This window comes from Micromonospora sp. S4605, from assembly GCF_003176715.1.
GTDB classification, from domain to species: Bacteria; Actinomycetota; Actinomycetes; order Mycobacteriales; family Micromonosporaceae; genus Micromonospora; species Micromonospora echinaurantiaca.
This window is the reverse complement of sequence record NZ_QGSW01000176.1, coordinates 1-16,476: the sequence shown is the minus strand read 5'-3', so window position 1 is coordinate 16,476 and position 16,476 is coordinate 1. Positions and strand designations below refer to the sequence as shown.

16 protein-coding genes are annotated in these 16,476 nt (G+C 74.6%); 4 read left to right on the top strand and 12 right to left on the bottom strand.

Going from position 1 to position 16,476, the window contains the following annotated elements; translation table 11 throughout:
* The 7 genes from DLJ47_RS13335 to DLJ47_RS13305 all read right to left on the bottom strand — a co-directional run.
* A partial coding sequence (locus tag DLJ47_RS13335) for a hypothetical protein (protein WP_199235821.1) occupies positions 1 to 1,032 on the bottom strand: 1,032 nt, incomplete at its 3' end.
* A 175-nt stretch (positions 1,033 to 1,207) separates the two neighbouring features.
* The gene (locus DLJ47_RS13330; protein WP_109900342.1) at positions 1,208 to 1,501 is read right to left on the bottom strand and encodes a DUF6510 family protein; all 294 of its coding nucleotides are present in this window, start codon (positions 1,499 to 1,501) and stop codon (positions 1,208 to 1,210) included.
* 16 nt (positions 1,502 to 1,517) lie between these two features.
* Entirely contained in the window at positions 1,518 to 2,264 is a 747-nt protein-coding gene (locus DLJ47_RS13325; RefSeq protein WP_109900341.1) for a ferredoxin reductase, read from the bottom strand.
* Complete coding sequence (locus DLJ47_RS13320; protein WP_199235822.1) at positions 2,261 to 2,851, bottom strand: sulfite oxidase-like oxidoreductase; 591 nt, start codon at positions 2,849 to 2,851, stop codon at positions 2,261 to 2,263. The genes DLJ47_RS13325 and DLJ47_RS13320 overlap by 4 nt, the downstream gene beginning before the upstream one ends.
* Positions 2,852 to 2,932: 81 nt before the next feature.
* Positions 2,933 to 3,949 (bottom strand): TerC family protein, encoded by a 1,017-nt coding sequence (locus tag DLJ47_RS13315; protein WP_109900339.1) that lies wholly within the window; start codon positions 3,947 to 3,949, stop codon positions 2,933 to 2,935.
* A 184-nt stretch (positions 3,950 to 4,133) separates the two neighbouring features.
* A complete protein-coding gene (locus DLJ47_RS13310; protein WP_109900338.1) occupies positions 4,134 to 5,123 on the bottom strand; it encodes a glycosyltransferase family 9 protein in 990 nt (329 codons plus the stop codon).
* The gene (locus DLJ47_RS13305; RefSeq protein WP_109900337.1) at positions 5,116 to 6,288 is read right to left on the bottom strand and encodes a glycosyltransferase family 4 protein; all 1,173 of its coding nucleotides are present in this window, start codon (positions 6,286 to 6,288) and stop codon (positions 5,116 to 5,118) included. The genes DLJ47_RS13310 and DLJ47_RS13305 overlap by 8 nt, the downstream gene beginning before the upstream one ends.
* 116 nt (positions 6,289 to 6,404) lie before the next feature.
* Here DLJ47_RS13305 and DLJ47_RS13300 point away from each other — a divergent pair, with 116 nt between their 5' ends.
* A complete protein-coding gene (locus DLJ47_RS13300; RefSeq protein WP_109900336.1) occupies positions 6,405 to 7,571 on the top strand; it encodes a CaiB/BaiF CoA transferase family protein in 1,167 nt (388 codons plus the stop codon).
* A 29-nt stretch (positions 7,572 to 7,600) separates the two neighbouring features.
* Here DLJ47_RS13300 and DLJ47_RS13295 read toward each other — a convergent pair whose 3' ends face one another.
* Positions 7,601 to 8,011, bottom strand: coding sequence for a DUF2267 domain-containing protein (locus tag DLJ47_RS13295; RefSeq protein WP_109900335.1), 411 nt, complete (start codon positions 8,009 to 8,011; stop codon positions 7,601 to 7,603).
* A gap of 147 nt (positions 8,012 to 8,158) precedes the next feature.
* Between DLJ47_RS13295 and DLJ47_RS13290 the strand changes: the two genes are divergently transcribed.
* On the top strand, positions 8,159 to 8,428 hold the full coding sequence (locus DLJ47_RS13290; RefSeq protein WP_109900334.1) for a DUF2795 domain-containing protein: 270 nt from the start codon (positions 8,159 to 8,161) through the stop codon (positions 8,426 to 8,428).
* A gap of 344 nt (positions 8,429 to 8,772) precedes the next feature.
* Here the strand turns inward: DLJ47_RS13290 and DLJ47_RS13285 are convergent, their stop codons facing one another.
* Both DLJ47_RS13285 and DLJ47_RS13280 read right to left on the bottom strand, forming a co-directional pair.
* Positions 8,773 to 9,438: a hypothetical protein gene (locus DLJ47_RS13285; RefSeq protein ID WP_109900333.1), complete on the bottom strand. Its 666-nt coding sequence runs from the start codon at positions 9,436 to 9,438 to the stop codon at positions 8,773 to 8,775.
* Between the two features lie 47 nt (positions 9,439 to 9,485).
* Positions 9,486 to 10,457 (bottom strand): pirin family protein, encoded by a 972-nt coding sequence (locus DLJ47_RS13280; RefSeq protein WP_109900332.1) that lies wholly within the window; start codon positions 10,455 to 10,457, stop codon positions 9,486 to 9,488.
* A 164-nt stretch (positions 10,458 to 10,621) separates the two neighbouring features.
* Here DLJ47_RS13280 and gdhA point away from each other — a divergent pair, with 164 nt between their 5' ends.
* Both gdhA and DLJ47_RS13270 read left to right on the top strand, forming a co-directional pair.
* Positions 10,622 to 11,959: an NADP-specific glutamate dehydrogenase gene (gene gdhA / locus DLJ47_RS13275; protein WP_109900331.1), complete on the top strand. Its 1,338-nt coding sequence runs from the start codon at positions 10,622 to 10,624 to the stop codon at positions 11,957 to 11,959.
* 122 nt (positions 11,960 to 12,081) lie between these two features.
* Positions 12,082 to 13,452, top strand: a complete 1,371-nt coding sequence (locus DLJ47_RS13270) for an alpha/beta hydrolase family protein (protein ID WP_109900330.1) — start codon at positions 12,082 to 12,084, stop codon at positions 13,450 to 13,452.
* Positions 13,453 to 13,575: 123 nt separating this feature from the next.
* Here the strand turns inward: DLJ47_RS13270 and DLJ47_RS13265 are convergent, their stop codons facing one another.
* Positions 13,576 to 14,739: a CapA family protein gene (locus tag DLJ47_RS13265; protein ID WP_109900329.1), complete on the bottom strand. Its 1,164-nt coding sequence runs from the start codon at positions 14,737 to 14,739 to the stop codon at positions 13,576 to 13,578.
* Between the two features lie 103 nt (positions 14,740 to 14,842).
* Positions 14,843 to 15,436, bottom strand: coding sequence for a hypothetical protein (locus tag DLJ47_RS13260; protein WP_109900328.1), 594 nt, complete (start codon positions 15,434 to 15,436; stop codon positions 14,843 to 14,845).
* Between the last annotated feature and the right edge of the window lie 1,040 nt (positions 15,437 to 16,476).

Genomic DNA, 16,476 nt, shown 5'->3' with positions numbered 1-16,476 from the left:
GGCGTCGACGGCCACCCGGAGGGTGTCCAGCAGTTGCCCCCGGCGGGAGAAGCCCATCGGGTGCGGCGGGTCGGCGGCGAGCAGCTTCGGCAGCCGGGCCAGCCGCACGACGGCCCAGGCGGCGGTGGCGGCGGCCATCCCGGCCGCCCAGGCTGCATCGTCACGCTGACCGGCGGCCGCCCGGTAGGCGCGCTCCACCCGGCGGCCCACCTCGACCGGCACCCGGGACCAGCACGGCGCGCCGTAGAACGGCAGCCGCAGGTGCGCCGCCTCGACGTACGACGACTGGAACCGGGCGCCTTCGAAGTCCAGCAGCCGGGCGCTGCCCGCGTCCAGCCGACAGTTCTGCGGGGCGAGGTCGCCGGTGCCGAGCACCGGTGCCGGCGCCGGGTCGGTCAGCCAGGTCACCAGCCGCGCCGCGTCGCGGTACGCCCCGCCCACCGCCGGCAACGGCCCGTCCGCGCCGGCCAGCGCGGCCACCGCCGCCCACCAGCCGGCGAACGGCGTGCCGGCCAGGACGCTGCGGTCGTGGTCGGCCGGGGCGCGGCGGCCGGCGGCGGCGAGCCGCTCGCGGAAGGCGTCCTGGCGGCCCCGGGTGGCCGCGTGCAGCCGGCCGGCGGCCTCGGCCAGCGCGACGAAACCCCGGGTCGCCCGGTCCGGGTCGGTCCCGACCAGCAGGTCCTCCAACCCGGGCCCGGCGCCGAGGTCCTCCAGCACCAGCAGGCCGAGCCGGTCGTCGTACGCGAGCACCCGCGGGCCCACCGCGCAGCCCACCTCGGCCAGGAACTCCAGCGCCACCCGCTCCCGCACCGGGTCGCCCGGCCGGCCCCGGTCCGGCCGTCGGGTCTTCACCACCACGGACCGCATCGGCCATCCCGGCGGGCCGTGCACCGCCACCCGCGACAGCCAGGGGTACGCCGCCCGGTCGGCCGACCAACCGGCCGCCGCCGGGGTGGCCGCGCCGATCCGCACCGGTCCCCCGGCGACGCGGGCGAGCAGGTCGGCGAGCACGGAGGTGGGCGGCGCCGGCATCCGTCGAACCTACCGGCCGCGCCGGCCTCGGGCCGGCCCCGCGACCCGTGGCGGACCGGCCCTGCCGGACCCGGCCGAAGACGTGCCGAGCGGGCTGGCCGGACCGGCCCTGCTCACCGGGCTGCGCGGGCCAAGTGCGGCCACCGGCCTGGTGGGCCGGCGGCGGACCGGTCGGTCAGAGCGGACCGGGGTGCGGCTGGTCCAGCGGCATCGGCACCTGGAGATAGGTGCTGCCGCGCAGGTCCAGCCAGGCCCGGTCCGGCGAGCGGACCAGGCGCAGCATCACCCCGGAGCAGTTCGGGCAGCGCCCGACCAGGCCGGGAGCGTGCGAGTAGACCTGCAGGCCGGCCATCGGGCCGAGCATGCCGCAGTTCTCGCACCGGCCGCTGGCGGTGCTCAGGTCGACGGCGAACAGCTCACGGAGCGGGCCGTCGAGCATGTTGCCGTCCAGGTAGGACATGTCGGTCATGGTGCCTCCTCGACGCTCAGCCGGTGGGGCCGAACCGTTCGGTCTTCACCCGCCGGCTCTGGTGCCCCAGCCCGACCAGCAGGTCCGCCACGGTCTCCACGAACCCGGTCGGGCCGCAGACGTAGCAGAGCGGTTCCAGGTCCGGCGGCCAGCCGTGGCTGTTCACGTCGGCCAGCCCGATCCGGTGCGGCTCGCCCCGCCACCCCGGCGGCGCCTGCCGGGTGTAGACGTACGCCACGTCGAGGCCGAAGTCGTCCCGGGCCCGGCGGCGCAACTCGTCGGCGTAGATCACGTCGTCGGGGGTGCGTACCGAGTAGAGCAGCCGGAACGGCGCCCGGTTGCCGGCCGCCCGGCGGGCCCGGATCATCGCCATCAGCGGCACCACGCCCGAGCCGCCGCCGATCAGCAGCACCGGCGCGGTCTCCGCCGGCCGCCAGACGAACCAGCCGCCGACCGGGCCGCGCACCTCGACCGGGTCACCCTCGGCGTACGTGTCGATCAGGTACGGCGACACCTCGCCGTCCGGCACCCGCTGGACGGTCACCTCGATCCGCGGCCCGCCGGGCCCGTCGGCCACCGGCCCGGCCACCGAGTACGACCGCGCCGCCTGGTAGCCGTCCTCGGCGGTGAGCCGCAGGTCGACGTGCTGCCCGGGCAGGTGCCCCGGCCAGTCGGGCACCTCCAGCACCAGGGTCTGCGCGCTCGGCGTCTCGACCCGGCGCTCCGCGAGCCGGGCCACCCGCCAGCGCAGCGGCGCGGTCAATCGCCCTGGTACCGCTGCTCACGCCACGGGTCCCCGTAGTCGTGGTAGCCGGCGGTCTCCCAGAATCCGGGCTCGTCGGTGGGGGTCAGCCGGATGCCGCGCACCCACTTGGCCGACTTCCAGAAGTACAGGTGCGGCACCAGCAGCCGGGCCGGGCCGCCGTGCTCGGCGGGCAGCGGGCGCCCCTCGAAGGTGTGCGCCACCCAGGCCCGCCCGCCGCGCAGGTCGTCCAGGGGGAGGTTGGTGGTGTAGCCGCCGTACGAGTGGGCCTGCACGTAGTGCGCACCGGTGTCGACGCCGTCGAGCAGCGTGTCCAGCGAGACGCCCTGCCAGGTGGTGTCCCGCTTGGACCAGCGGGTCACGCAGTGGATGTCCACCGTCGGCGTCTCCTGGGGCAACGCCATCAGCTCGTCCCAAGTCCACCGGTACTCGGCGCCGGTCTCGGCGGTGATGACGAACTCCCAGGTGTCCAGCGGCACCTTCGGGGTCGGGCCCGCGGAGAGCACCGGGAAGTCCTGGGTCAGGTACTGCCCCGGCGGCAGGGCCGGCTCCGCGGAGCGGGGCCGGCCCTGGAAGCCTGGTGACACGATTCCCACCCGTCAGTCGTACCACCCCGGCTGACGTCGCAGGGGGCGGTCGGGTGGAGCCGACCGGGCCGGGTGACCCGTTCAGCGCCGCTCCGCGACGACCTCCCGCTCGCCGACGGTGGTGCGGGTGGCGCGCAGGCTGGTGATGGTGACGACCACCAGCACCGCGATGATCACGCCGAGCGAGGCCAGGGTGGGGATCTCCGGCACGCCCGTCCAGATGCCGTGCGCCCAGTGCAGGGCGAGCTTCACGCCGATGAAGGCCAGGATGACGGCCAGGCCGTAGGTGAGGTGGACCAGCCGGCTCAGCGCGGCGTGCAGCACGAAGTAGAGCGCCCGCAGGCCGAGCAGGGCGAACGCGTTGGTCGCGAAGACCAGGTACGGGTCCTCGGTGATGCCGTAGACCGCCGGCACCGAGTCGACCGCGAAGACCACGTCGGTGGCGAGCACCGCGACCACCACGAGGGCGAGCGGGGTCAGCGTCCGCCGGCCGTGCTCCCGGATAATCATCCGGGTGCCGTGGTAGTCGTCGGTCACCGGCATGAACCGACGCAGCACCCGCACCGACCGCATCTTGTTGATGTCCACCTCCTGCTGGTGCCCGGAGAGGGCGTCGCGCAGCAGCTTGATCGCGGTGACGATGAGGATGGCGGCGAAGAGCAGGAAGGCGAAGTCGAGGGTCTGCAGGGCGGCGGCGCCGAGCGCGATGAAGACCGCCCGGAGCACCAGCGCGCCGGCGATGCCGTAGAGCAGGACCCGCTGGGCGAGGACGGCGGGCACCGCGAACGCGGCCAGCAGCAGCATGAAGACGAAGAGGTTGTCGACCGAGAGCGACTTCTCCACCAGGTAACCGGTGAGGTAGTCGATGCCCTGCTTGGATCCGTACCGGGACCAGACCCAGACGCCGAAGGCGAGCGGCAGGGCGATGTAGAAGGCGGACCAGCCGAGCGCCTCGCGCAGCGACACCTCGTGCGGGCGGCGAGTGACCAGGAAGTCGAGCACCAGCAGCGCGAGCACGCCGGCGATCGTGATCCCCCACAGGCCGGGGGTGCCGACCGACTGGATCTCGGCCGCGGCAAGATATGACGAACCGGACATGGAGCCTCCTCGAACACGGTGACATGTTCGAGGTCTCCTTCACCCACCTTTCGTGGGCAACCACCCGAGGCGCGCTCCGGGGCCCGCCGTACTGACCGGAATGGTTCGTGGGAAGTACTCCCCTCGTGGCGACAAGGTTAGGCCAGGCTGATTCCGCGCGCCAAGCGGCACCCCGTGGGGCCGGTCAGCGGGCGACGACCGCGGCGAGGACGCGGTCGACGTCCAGCGCGGCCATGCAGGCCGGGCCGGCCGGGTCCAGCGGGCAGCGCGCCGCCCACCAGCAGGGCTGTTCGGTGATCGCGGTGGGCCGGCGGTGCGCACAGCCGGGCAGCCCTTGCAGGTCGGCCCCGCCGACGCCGTACCGCCGGGCGTCGGTGGGACCGAAGAGGGCGACCGTGGCCGCCCCGGCGGCCGCGGCGAGCCGTACCGGGCCGGTGTCCGGACCGACCACCACCCCGCCCCGACGCGCGACCGCGGCGAACTGCCCGGCCAGGGTGGGCAGGTCGGCGCGGGGCAACGGAACCCCGAGCGGGTCCGCGGCCGGCACCGGGCCGACGATCAGCACCGGGTGCCCACGCCGGGCCAGCTCGCCGGCCAACCGCCGCCAGTGCGGGTCCGGCCAGCGCTTCACCGCCATGCCCGCGTCGGTGACCAGCACCACCGGCGGCGCCAGCGGGTCACCGACCAGCCGGTCGACGACCCGCTCCCCGGCGGCCCGGGCGTACGCCGGGACGTGCACCCGGGGCCGGGCGGCCCGGTCCGCGGCGTCCAGCAGCCCTTCGGCGTGCAGGATCTCCAGGTAGCGGGCGCCGACCGGCTGGTCCGGCGGGGGCCGGCGCCACAGGTCGGTCACCGCCCGGGTGGCCGCCGCCGACAGCAGCTCCGGGATGCCGTCGTAGCGGGTGGTGCTGACCGCCAGGTCCGGGCGGCGGGCGGCGAGCGCCTCGACCACCGCGTCCCGCTCCGCCCCGGGCCGGCCGTGCCGCGGGGTGCGCACCTCGGCGACGGCCGGGTCGGCGCGCACCAGTTCCGCTCCCGGCTCGTGGGTGAGCACCCGGATCCGGGCCCCCGGGTGGCGGCGGCCGAGGCCGTGCACCGCCGGCAGCAGGATCAGCAGGTCGCCGATCCCGCCGAGCAGGTCGACCACCAGGATGTCCGGACCCCGGTCAGGCACCGGCGACCGCCAGGGTCCGCCGGTAGAGGTCGCGGTGCGCGGCGGCCACCCGCGGCCAGGAGTACGCGGCGGCGAAGGCCCGGCCGCGCTCGGCGAGCCGTCGGCGCAGCACCGGGTCGGCGAGCAGCTTGCCGACCGTACGGGCGACGGCGGCGGCGTCCCGGCGTTCCCGGATGACCGCCACCGCCCCGCTGCGGGCCAGTTCGTCGTCGCCGGACTCGGGCAGCGTCACCGCGGTCGGCAGGTCGTGGGTGAGCGTGGCCAGCAGCGCCCCGCTCTTCGTGCTCACCCCGGCGGTGAACGGCAGCACCGCGACGTCGGCGGCGTGCAGGGTGGCGGAGACCCGCTCGGCGGGCAGGTGCCCGGTGAAGGTGACCGCGTCGGCGACCCCGTGCCGGGCGGCCAGGGTGGTCAGTTCCGCCCGGAACGCGCGGGCCTCGGGCTCGGGCATGGCCTGGGCGGTGAACCCGCCCACCACCAGCAGCCGCAGCTCGGGGTGGTCGCGGCGCAGCGCGGGCAGCGCCTCGATCAGGTAGCGCACCCCCTTGACCGGGTGCACGAAGCCGAAGAACACCAGTACCGGCGCGCCCTCGGGCAGGCCCAGCTCCGCGCGCAGCCGGTGCCCGGCGGTGGGCGCGCCCACCTGGTCGGCGACGTTCGGGGCGAGCGGGATCCGGGTGGCCTCCCGCCCGGTACGGGCCCGCAGCACCGCCGCGTGACCGGAGTTGGTGACGATCACCGCGGCGCTGGCCGGCACCAGCCGGCCGGACTCCCGGTCCCAGCGGCGGGTCCGTTCCACCGCCGACCAGAGCCGCCCGGGCAGCCAACCGGGCCAGGCCCACGAGCCGTACTCGTGCAGGGTGGTGACCAGCGGGACGGCTCGGGGCAGCCGCAGCGGCAGCAGGCCGGGCTGCCCGGAGAAGCGGTACGCGGCGGGCGCGAACTGGACGTGCACGAGGTCCGGGGCCAGCTGGCGGACCGCGCGGGCGGCCCGGGCGGTGGCCCTCGCCCAACCGTCGCCGTCCGGCCGCACCGGCACGCCGGTGGCCTCGACCCCGACGTCGGGCAGCGCGGCCAGCAGGTGCCGCACGTAGTCGCTCACTCCGTCCTGCTCCGGTGGCGCCGGGCCGTGCAGCACGGCCACCCTGATCCGGTCGTCGACCACGCCGCCTCCCCCGCCCGCGCCGGAGCCCGCCCGGGCGGGATGCCGGAGCCAGCCCGGGCCGGCGTGGGATTCCCGGCCCCTTCCGGCGCAAACCCGCCAACGCCTATCGTGGCCCGATGACCGAGGACGTCCCGGCCGGCCCGCTCGCCGGCGTACGGGTGGTGGAGCTGGCCGGTATCGGCCCGGGTCCGTTCGCCGCGATGATGCTCGCCGACCTGGGCGCCGACGTGGTCCGGGTGGACCGGGTCTCCGACGTGGACCCGGCCGCCTTCGGCACCCCGCATCCGGACCTGCTCAACCGGGGCCGCCGCTCGGTCGCCGTCGACCTGAAGTCCGCCGGTGGCCGGGAGGTGGTGCTCGCCCTGGTGGCCGGCGCGGACGCGCTGATCGAGGGCTTCCGGCCGGGGGTGACCGAGCGGCTGGGTGTCGGTCCGGCGCACTGCCTCGCGGCGAACCCCCGGCTGGTCTACGGGCGGATGACCGGCTGGGGGCAGGACGGGCCGGTCGCCCCGTACGCCGGGCACGACATCGACTACCTGGCGCTGACCGGGGCGCTGCACGGCATCGGCCGGGCCGGCGAGCGCCCGGTGCCGCCGATGAACCTGCTCGGCGACTTCGGCGGCGGCGGGATGATGCTGGCCCTCGGCCTGGTCGCCGCCCTGTACGCGGTGCGCGGCGGCGCCACCGGCCAGGTGGTCGACGCGGCCATCGTGGACGGCGTGGCGGTGCTCAGCACGCAGATCCACGCGCTGCGGCGGCTCGGCATGTGGCAGGACCCGCGCGGGGTGAACCTGCTCGACGGCGGGGCGCCCTTCTACGACACGTACGAGTGCGCCGACGGCCGCTACCTGGCGGTCGGCGCGCTGGAGCCGAAGTTCTACGACGAGCTGGTGCGCCGCTCGGGTTTCCCGCTGCACCCGGACGAGGCGCTGGACCGCACCGATCCGGCGAACTGGCCGGCGCTGCGGGCGGCCTGGGCACGGCTGTTCCGCACCCGCAGCCGGGACGAGTGGACCGCACTGCTCGGCGCCTCGGACGCCTGCGTGGCGCCGGTGCTGGACTGGCGGGAGGCGCCCGGGCACCCGCACCTGGCCGCGCGGGGCACCTTCGTGGAGCGGGACGGGGTGACCCAGCCAGCGCCGGCGCCCCGGTTCTCCGGCACCCCGACGGCGCTGCGCCGGCCGCCGCCGCAGCCCGGCGAGCACACCGACGAGGTGCTGGTCGAGGCGGGCTTCGACGCGCTGCGGATCGCCGACCTGCGGGCGGCCGACGCGATCGCCTGAGCGCCGCCCCGCCTCGACGGACCGGTTGGTCAGGAGCGGCGCAGCGTCGCGCCGGGGGCCATCGCCGGCTCGACCAGCTCCCGGTAGTCGCGCGGCAGTTGGGCCGCCACGTCGTCGAACTCGCCGCCGCTGATCGCCTCGCGGAGGGTGACGAAGACCGCCCGCGCGCCGTCCCGGGCGGCCGGCTCGTCGACGCCGGCGCGCAGCGCGACCCGGGCGACGAACTCGGCGCCGCCGAACCGGTCCGCCGACTCGGTACGCGGGCTGGGCTTGAGCACCAGCTGGAGCGGCTTGGGCAACTGGACGGCCAGGTCCAGCACCTCCCCGCCGGTCAGCCGCTCGGCGAGCGTCTCCAGGGTGGCCCGGGTCAGCGCGACGGCCCGCTCGGACGGGGTCCGGGTGCGTTGGGCGACCTGGTCGATGAAGGTGTCGTAGTTCATCGCGTGCTCCTCGGCTCGGTGGGTGCGCGTACCCGCCGACCGGGCCGGGAAACGGCGCCGGATTTCCGGCCGGACGGCGCGTGCCGGCCGGCTGGGCGGGTAACCGCCGCCGGTCGTGACCGGATCGATGCCCGAGGAGCCGACACCATGGCGAGTTACGCCGACGTGCTGCAGTACCTGTCGAGCCTGGACTATCCGGCCGGCAAGGACGACGTGGTCCGCGAGGCGGAGCGGGAGGGCGCCCCGCCGGAGGTGCTCAAGGCGTTGCGCGCCCTGCCGCCGGTGGACTACGCCAACGGCAACGAGGTGGCCCGCTCCGCGGCCATCGACGCCGCCCCCGAGCTGAGCGCGTCCCAGCGGGCGGCGCAGGCCCGGGACAAGCACCAGCGCGTCTCGCAGCACCTGCGCGGCATCTGACCCCTGCCGGTACCCGCACCCGGGCTGCCCCGGTCGCGCCACCTCGCGACCGGCAGCGGTCCGGGATTCCCTCCGTGCGCCGTCAGGGCGCTCATCGTCGTCGGAATGGATCAGTGGGGGCGGCAGACAGGCGGCACAGACAGGCGGGCGCCCCGGGTCGCGAACCGCGACCGGGGGCGCCCCACAAACACCTGACCTGGGCGAACGCGCCCGAACCGGATCGCGGCCGCCAGGCGGTGACGTACACCCGAACCGGGCGGGCATCACTGCCGCGATCATCATACGATAGGGATCATCCTTACGGTCAGAAAATGCGGAACTGTGGGCCAGTCCACTCCACCAGATCAGCCGGCCACCTCCGCGTACCGGTGTTCCAGGTCCACCCGGGCCAGCGCCCCGACCAGCCAGGCGAGCCGCTCCGACTCGCCGCTGCCGGCCAGCCCGGCCAGGTCGTCGGCGGAGCGTCCGAGCCCGAGCTTGCGGGCCGCGACGAGGGCCCGCCGGTCGGCCACCGGCGCCACCTCCCGCCACAGCGCCTGCGCCTCCCGCAGGAACAGCTCGACCACCTCGTCGTCCACCCCGGGCAGGTCGGTGAGCAGCTTCCGCTCGCGGGCCGGGTCGTGGTGCGCCAGCGCGCGCAGCCGGCGCAGGTCGCCCCGGTAGCGGTCCACCACCGTCTGGGCGAGGTCGCCGAGAACGGTGGCCAGCGCGTCCACGTCGCCGCGCTGACCGGCCTCGCGCAGCACCCGGGCCCGGTCGGCGTGCAGCGAACGGGCCAGCCGGGCGGCGCTGTCCCACCCGTTCTCGGGCAGCGCGCGGGCGCTGTCCACGGCTCGCCGGAAGTCACCCCGGCGGGCCAGCAGGACGGAGAGACAGAGCAGCTGGAACAGGTTGGACGGGTTGTTGATGACCCGGAAGCCGTACTGCTCGGCGAACCCGCGCCCACTGCCGGCGAGCCGGCGTACCAGGCGCTTCTTGTCCTCGATGCTGGAGATGGCACTGGTCGGCATGCCCGCGACTACCCGCGTCGCCGCCGGCCACGCCTGCCGGAACGGGGTCAGCCGTGCACGCCGCCGCTGCGGTCGCGGGCCTTGAGCCGGGTGGTGGGCAGCGCGGGCGCGGGCAGCGGCGGGGCCGGGTCGTCGGCGACGACGCCGAACCGGCGCCCGGCCATCCAGTCCTCCCGGGCGGCGGCGACCTCCTCGTGCGAACGGCCGACGAAGTTCCACCACATCACCAGCGGCTCGTCGAACGGCGTCCCGCCGAGCAGCAGCAGCTGGCTGCCGGGCTCGCCGCGCAGGGTCAGCCGGTCCCGGCCGGTGCCGAGGTAGAGCAGCGCGCCGGGGGCGAACGACACCCCGTCCACCTCGGCGGAGCCCGACATGGCCAGCAGGCCGTACTCGAAGTCCGGGCGCAGCGGCAGCGCGGCCGGCGCCGGACCGCGCAGCTCCAGCTGCGCGCCGAGCAGCGGGGTGTGCACCACCGCCGGGGAGCGTTCCCCGCCCAGCTCGCCGACGAGCAGGGTGACGTCCAGCTCGCCGTCGGCCCAGCGGGGCAGGTCGCCGTGGTGGGCGAAGTCGGGGTCACCGGCGCGCGCCGGGTCGGGCAGCGCCACCCAGAGCTGCACGCCGTGCATCAGCGGCGGGTGTTCCGCGGGTGAGCGCTCGGAGTGCGCGATGCCGTGCCCGGAGGTCATCACGTTCAGCTGGCCGGGCCGGATCGGCTGGACGCTGCCCAGGCTGTCCCGGTGCAGGATCTCGCCGTCCAGCAGCCAGGTGACCGTCTGCAACCCGGTGTGCGGGTGCGGCGGGACCTCCATGCCCGGCCGCTCGGCGACGTCGTCCGGGCCGAAGTGGTCGACGAAGCACCACGCCCCGACCAGCCGCCGCTGCCGCTGCGGCAGCAGCCGACGCACGGTGGTGTAGCGGCCCAGCGGGACGTCGTGGCCGGGCAGCAGCACGCTGCCGGGATCGACCGTGGCCACGCCCGGCGGTCGGGTCTGTGCCGGCATCGATTCGGTACGTTCCACCGCCCGACTGTACGCTCACGACCCCCCGACGCGGGCCTGGACCTGGCGGCGCGGCCGGGGCGGTGAACCGGACCACGGTGACTGTCCGTATTTCGGGACGGTTGGCGGGTACGCCGACGCGGTGGTAGCAACGGGGCTGCCAGAAAGCGAAGGGACGTGTCGGTATGCCGGAGACCGTCGAGACGGTGTTCGCCAGCGTGGTGGCCCGCAACCCGGGTGAGCCGGAGTTCCACCAGGCGGTGCGCGAGGTGCTGGAGAGCATCGGCCCGGCGCTGGCCCGCCACCCGGAGTACGCCGAGGCGCGGATCGTCGAGCGGATCTGCGAGCCGGAACGGCAGGTCATCTTCCGGGTGCCGTGGGAGGACGACCACGGCCGGGTGCAGGTGAACCGGGGCTTCCGGGTGGAGTTCAACAGCGCGCTCGGCCCGTTCAAGGGCGGCCTGCGCTTCCACCCGTCGGTCTACCTCGGCATCGTCAAGTTCCTCGGCTTCGAGCAGATCTTCAAGAACGCGCTGACCGGGTTGCCGATCGGCGGCGGCAAGGGCGGCGCGGACTTCGACCCGAAGGGCCGCTCGGACCGCGAGGTGATGCGGTTCTGCCAGAGCTTCATGACCGAGCTGTACCGGCACATCGGCCCGCAGACCGACGTACCGGCCGGCGACATCGGGGTGGGCTACCGGGAGATCGGCTACCTGTTCGGCCAGTACCGGCGGATCACCAACCGGTACGACGCCGGCGTGCTGACCGGCAAGGGCCTGGCCTACGGGGGCGCGCAGGCGCGCCGGGAGGCGACCGGCTACGGGGCGGTCTTCTTCGCCGAGGAGATGCTCCGGCAGGCCGGGGACGGCCTGGCGGGCAAGCGGGTGGTGGTGTCCGGCTCGGGCAACGTGGCGATCTACGCGATCGAGAAGGTGCACCAGCTCGGCGGCCGGGTGGTGGCCTGCTCGGACTCGACCGGCTACGTGCTGGACGAGAAGGGCATCGACCTGGAACTGCTGCGCGAGCTGAAGGAGGAACGCCGCGCCCGGCTGGACGACTACGTGCGGCACGTGCCGCACGCGGTGGCCGTCTCCGGCCGTACGGTCTGGGAGGTGCCCTGCGAGCTGGCGCTGCCGTGCGCGACGCAGAACGAGATCGGCGGCGCGGAGGCCGCGGCGCTGGTCGCCGGCGGCTGCGTCGCGGTGGTGGAGGGCGCGAACATGCCGACCACCCCGGAGGCGGTGCGGATCCTGGGCCGGGCCGGGGTGCGGTTCGCGCCGGGCAAGGCGGCCAACGCCGGCGGGGTGGCGGTGAGCGCGCTGGAGATGCAGCAGAACGCCAGCCGGGACTCGTGGACGTTCGCCCACACCGAGCAGCGGCTGCGGGAGATCATGCGGGACATCCACGACCGCTGCTGGGCCACGGCCGAGGAGTACGGGCTGCCCGGCGACTACGTGGCCGGCGCGAACATCGACGGGTTCCGGCGGGTGGCGGAGGCGATGCTGGCGCAGGGCGTGATCTGACCGAGCACTCAGTCAGCCATTGACGTCGGTTGAACAGCGGGCCTAGGTTCAGGGGCACTACCGGCCGGTAGGCACCCGTCCCGCCGCCGACCACGGGCGGCACCGTCCGAGGTGGAGCAACGATGCCGTCCTCACCCGCCCGTACCGCCCGCCGCCTGCTGGCCGCCGGCGTCGCCCTGATCCTCGCGGCCGGGCTGGCCGGGGCCGCCCCGGCCGCCGCCGCCCCGGCCCGCCACTCCGACGGCTCCCAGCCGCTGCCCGGCTACACGATCAGCAACCCGCCGCTGGAGCCGCTGGTGGTGGACGGCCGGCCGACCACCGTCCGGCAGGGCGTGCACCGGCACGCCGGCTACATCGTCGAGGTGCCCGCGCGGTGGAACGGCGACCTGGTGCTCTGGGCGCACGGCTACCGCGGCCAGGAGAAGGTGCTCTCCCCCGAGCCGCCCGGCTTCGGCCTGCGGCAACGGCTGATCGAGCAGGGGTACGCCTGGGCGTCCTCCTCCTACTACAGCAACGGCTTCGACATCCGCTCCGGGGTGCTCAGCACCAAGGACCTGGCCACCCACTTCGGGCGGCTGGTCAAGCGGCCGCACCGGACCTACCTGGCCGGGGTGTCGATGGGCGGCTACATCATCGCCCGCTCGCTGGAGCAGTACTCGGGCTTCTACGACGGGGCGCTGCCGATGTGCGGGGTGCTCGGCGACCAGACGCTGCTCGACTTCTTCCTCGACTACAACCTGGTCGCCCAGGCCCTCGCCGGGGTGCGCGCGTACCCGACCCCGGCCGACTACCTGACCAACGCGGTGCCCCGGATCCAGCTGGCGCTCGGCCTGGCCGGGCTCACCCCGACCGGCCCGGACACCACCAACGACCTGGGCAAGCAACTGCGCGCCATCACCGTGAACCGCTCCGGCGGCCCGCGACCGGGCGCCGACGCGTCCTTCGCGGTCTGGAAGGACTTCCTCTTCGCGATCAGCACCACCAGCGGCGGCGACTCGCCCGCCGAGCGCCCCGGGCAGCTCGCCACCAACCTGTTCACCCGGTACGCCCCGAACTCTCCGGTCGACGTGAACGCCACCGTGCAGCGCGTCGCGCCGGAGAACCTGCGCCAGCGGCTCTCCCCGACCCTGACCGAGGTGCCGCGGATCGCCGGCCGCCCGACCGCGCCGGTGGTCAGCCTGCACGACCTCGGCGATCTGTTCGTGCCCTTCTCGATGGAGCAGGCGTACGCGCGGGACGTCGCGAAGCACGGCCGGAGCCGGCTGGTGGTGCAGCGGGCCATCCGGGCCGCGCAGCACTGCGAGTTCACCCCGGCCGAGGCCGGCGCCGCCTGGGACGACCTGGTGTCCTGGGTACGCCACGGCAAGCGGCCCGCCGGCGACGACGTGACCGACCCGGCGGTGGTCGCCGCGCCGGACTACGGCTGCCGGTTCAGCGACCGGGCCGCGTACGCCGCCGGCGTCGGCACCCGGCGCCTCTACCCGGCCTGCTGAGCCCGCCGGGCTCTCCCAGCCGGTACCCCGGCCCGACTGCCACCGGCCTGCCCCGGCCCGACGGCCACCGGCGCTGCTTTCGGCCGGCGTCCCGGCCCGACGGCCAGTGGTCGTCGGGCCGGGTCAGTGCGGCGTGCGCAGCCCCGCCTCCATGGCGCCCCGCATGCCCAGGTAGCCGACGATCCGCTGGTGGATCCGGGCGTAGTGGGTCCGCTGCCCGGCCGACAGGCGCGGATCCGTCATGGCCGCGGCCAGGTCGACCACCCGGGCCGCCGGCCGGTACTCCATCCAGGTCGGCAGCACGGTCACGTCGGTCACCTCCCACCGTCCAGCGGCGGTGCGGCGGAAGGTGAACTCCGGCACCACGGCGTCCTGCGTGTTCTCCGGTGAGCCGTCGCCGAACCGGGTGGTCAGGTTGCCCATCCCGTAGGCGACCCACTTCGAGCCGATCTTCTCGAAGGGCTGCACCACGTGCGCGTGGTGGCCGACGATCAGGTCGATCTCGTCCGAGTCCAGCAGGAGCCGGGCGAGGTCGAGCTGGTCGCCGTTCGGTTCGTTCTGGTACTCCGTACCCCAGTGCAGGGAGAGGATGACGATCTCGGCGCCGGCCGCCCGGGCACGCCGGGCCTCGGCGAGGATGGCGTCCTGGTCGATCCGGTTCGCCGCCCACGGCCGGCCCGCCGGCAGCTCGATGCCGTTGAAGCTCAGGGTGTACGACAGCTGCCCGACCCTGACCCCGCCCACGTCCAGGACGTTCGGCCGGGCGGCCTCCGCGGCGCTGCGGGCCGTGCCGGTGTGCCGGAGCCCGACCCGGTCCAGGTTGTCCAGCGTACGGGCGATGCCCGCCACTCCCGTGTCGAGCGAGTGGTTGGAGGCGGTGGAGCAGGTGTCGAAGCCCGCCCAGGCCGCCGCGTCGGCCAACTGCGGCGGCACGCTGAAGGTTGGCCAACCGGTGAACGGCCCGTCGGGTTCGGCCAGTGGCGTCTCCATGTGGCAGATGGCGAGGTCGGCGGCGCTGACCCGGGGCCGGACCGCCGCGAGTACCTCGGTGAAGTCGTGACCGGCGCGGCCGTTACGCCGGGCGTCGAGGGCTGCCTGCTCGGTGAGCGGCGGGTGGACCAGCAGGTCACCGGCGGCCACCACGGTCAGCTCGGTGCGCGGCGTCGGCGCCGCGCTCGCGGTCGCCGGCGCGCCGGTCGGCACCCGGGTATCGACCTGCCGTTCCGGCGCGTCGCAGCCGGCGACGAGCAGAACGACCAGCAGCACGATCCTGACCTTTGCCTTCATGGCGGACATACTGCTGGTCCGGCCCGGGCTCGGGTGGCCAAACGCCGAAGGCTCCCTCCCCGGAGTGGGGAGGGAGCCTTCAACAGTCCTTCATGTTCGGTTGTCAGTTGTTCCAGTGCTTGGCGACGAGGTCGGCGGCCTGCTGCTCCCACTGGGCGTAGTGGAACGGGTAGGCCGACACCTGCACGGTCTGCGCGGCCTTGGTCAGCGGCATGTCCTGCCACCCGTCGACCTGCTTGAGACCCTTCAGGAACGCCATGGTCGAGTACTCGGGGTCGGTGATCTGCTCCACCGTGCCCCAACCCGAGGACGGGCGCTGCTGGAACAGGCCCTGCGAGTCGTGGTCGTTGCGGTCACCCAGGTGACCCAGGTTCTCCAGCTTCGACTCCTGCAGCGCGGTGGCAATGGCCACCACGGCGGCCCGCTCGTCCATGTCGGACTTCTTCGTCGCCGCGATGATCGCCTTCACGTTCTCCACCTGCTCACCGTTCAGGTCGATCCGCGACTGCTCACCCTGCACACCATGCGGCACCAGCTTGCCCATGTCCGGCTTGTCGGCCTGCACCACGGCGACCGGCTTCACGGCCACGGCCTCGACCGGGGCGGCCTCGGCGTTGGTGGCGGGGCCGGCGAAGATGCCACCGGCGAACGCCAGACCAGCGATACCCAGAACGCTCTTACGCATGATCGTGTTCATCACAAGCTCCTTCGGGGGATGACGCCACCAAACCCAGGGGGACGGGCGAGGTAGCGCAAGCACCATCAGGCGCTCAAGACTTGGGGGAAGAACTACTCGGCACTCTCACCGGGCGGGGGGATGCCCGTGGTGCCAGACGCCCGACCAAAACCAGCGGGGCGGGGGTGCCCAGCCGCGGTGCCGGACTGTGTGTAACGACCGCCAGCCCACCATCATTCCGAGGCCACGACCCTCGACCAGCCGGAGCCAGGCGGGGCGCTGCTGCGATCGCCGGGGGATGTAACGACCCGCCGCCCGCCAACATTCCGGGGGCCCCGGACCCACACTGGCTCGGCCGGCGGGGACCGTTGCTGCGATCGCCGGGTGATCTAACGACCCGCCACCCGCCATCATTCCGCCGAGCCCACCGGGCCGGGCCGGCCGCGCCGGCGGCGTGCCCTTGCTCGATCGTCCGCATGATGTAACGCCCCCGACCCGGCCCCGATTCCACCACCCGGATGCCACCGGTCACACCCCCAAACCCGACAAACACCCCAGCAGGTGGGTCGAACCACCGACCCGGGCGAAGGGCTGGACGGCGTGATCGACACCGGGTCGCCGATATGGGGCCATCCCGGACGGGTCGATACCGCCACATCGGCGAAACGACGACGGGCCAGCACGCCCCCCGGAGCCCGATGCGCGGATGCGCGGAATGTTCGGATATCGGATGCCCGGGTGGACCTCGGGGGTTTGCAAACACCCACCGGCAGGGAAGCAGCCGGCGGATCCGCAGGCGCTTCAGAGCTGCCCCGTCTGTAGGGGCGCGCGGCCCGTCTGCAGGGGCGCGGGACATCGTGCGCGAGCACGACGACCGGTCGTCGCCAGCCCAGTGGTCCCATGAACGGGGCAGCTCGACAGGGCGCCCGCACCAAGCATCAACCACGGCAAGGCCGTCGGCTCCTGGTAAGCCCGACAACGCGGCCGACAAGCACGACGAGGGTGTGGCCCGCCGTGACCGGCGCAGGGATCAAGCCTGACCGCCCGAAGCCGGTCACGGC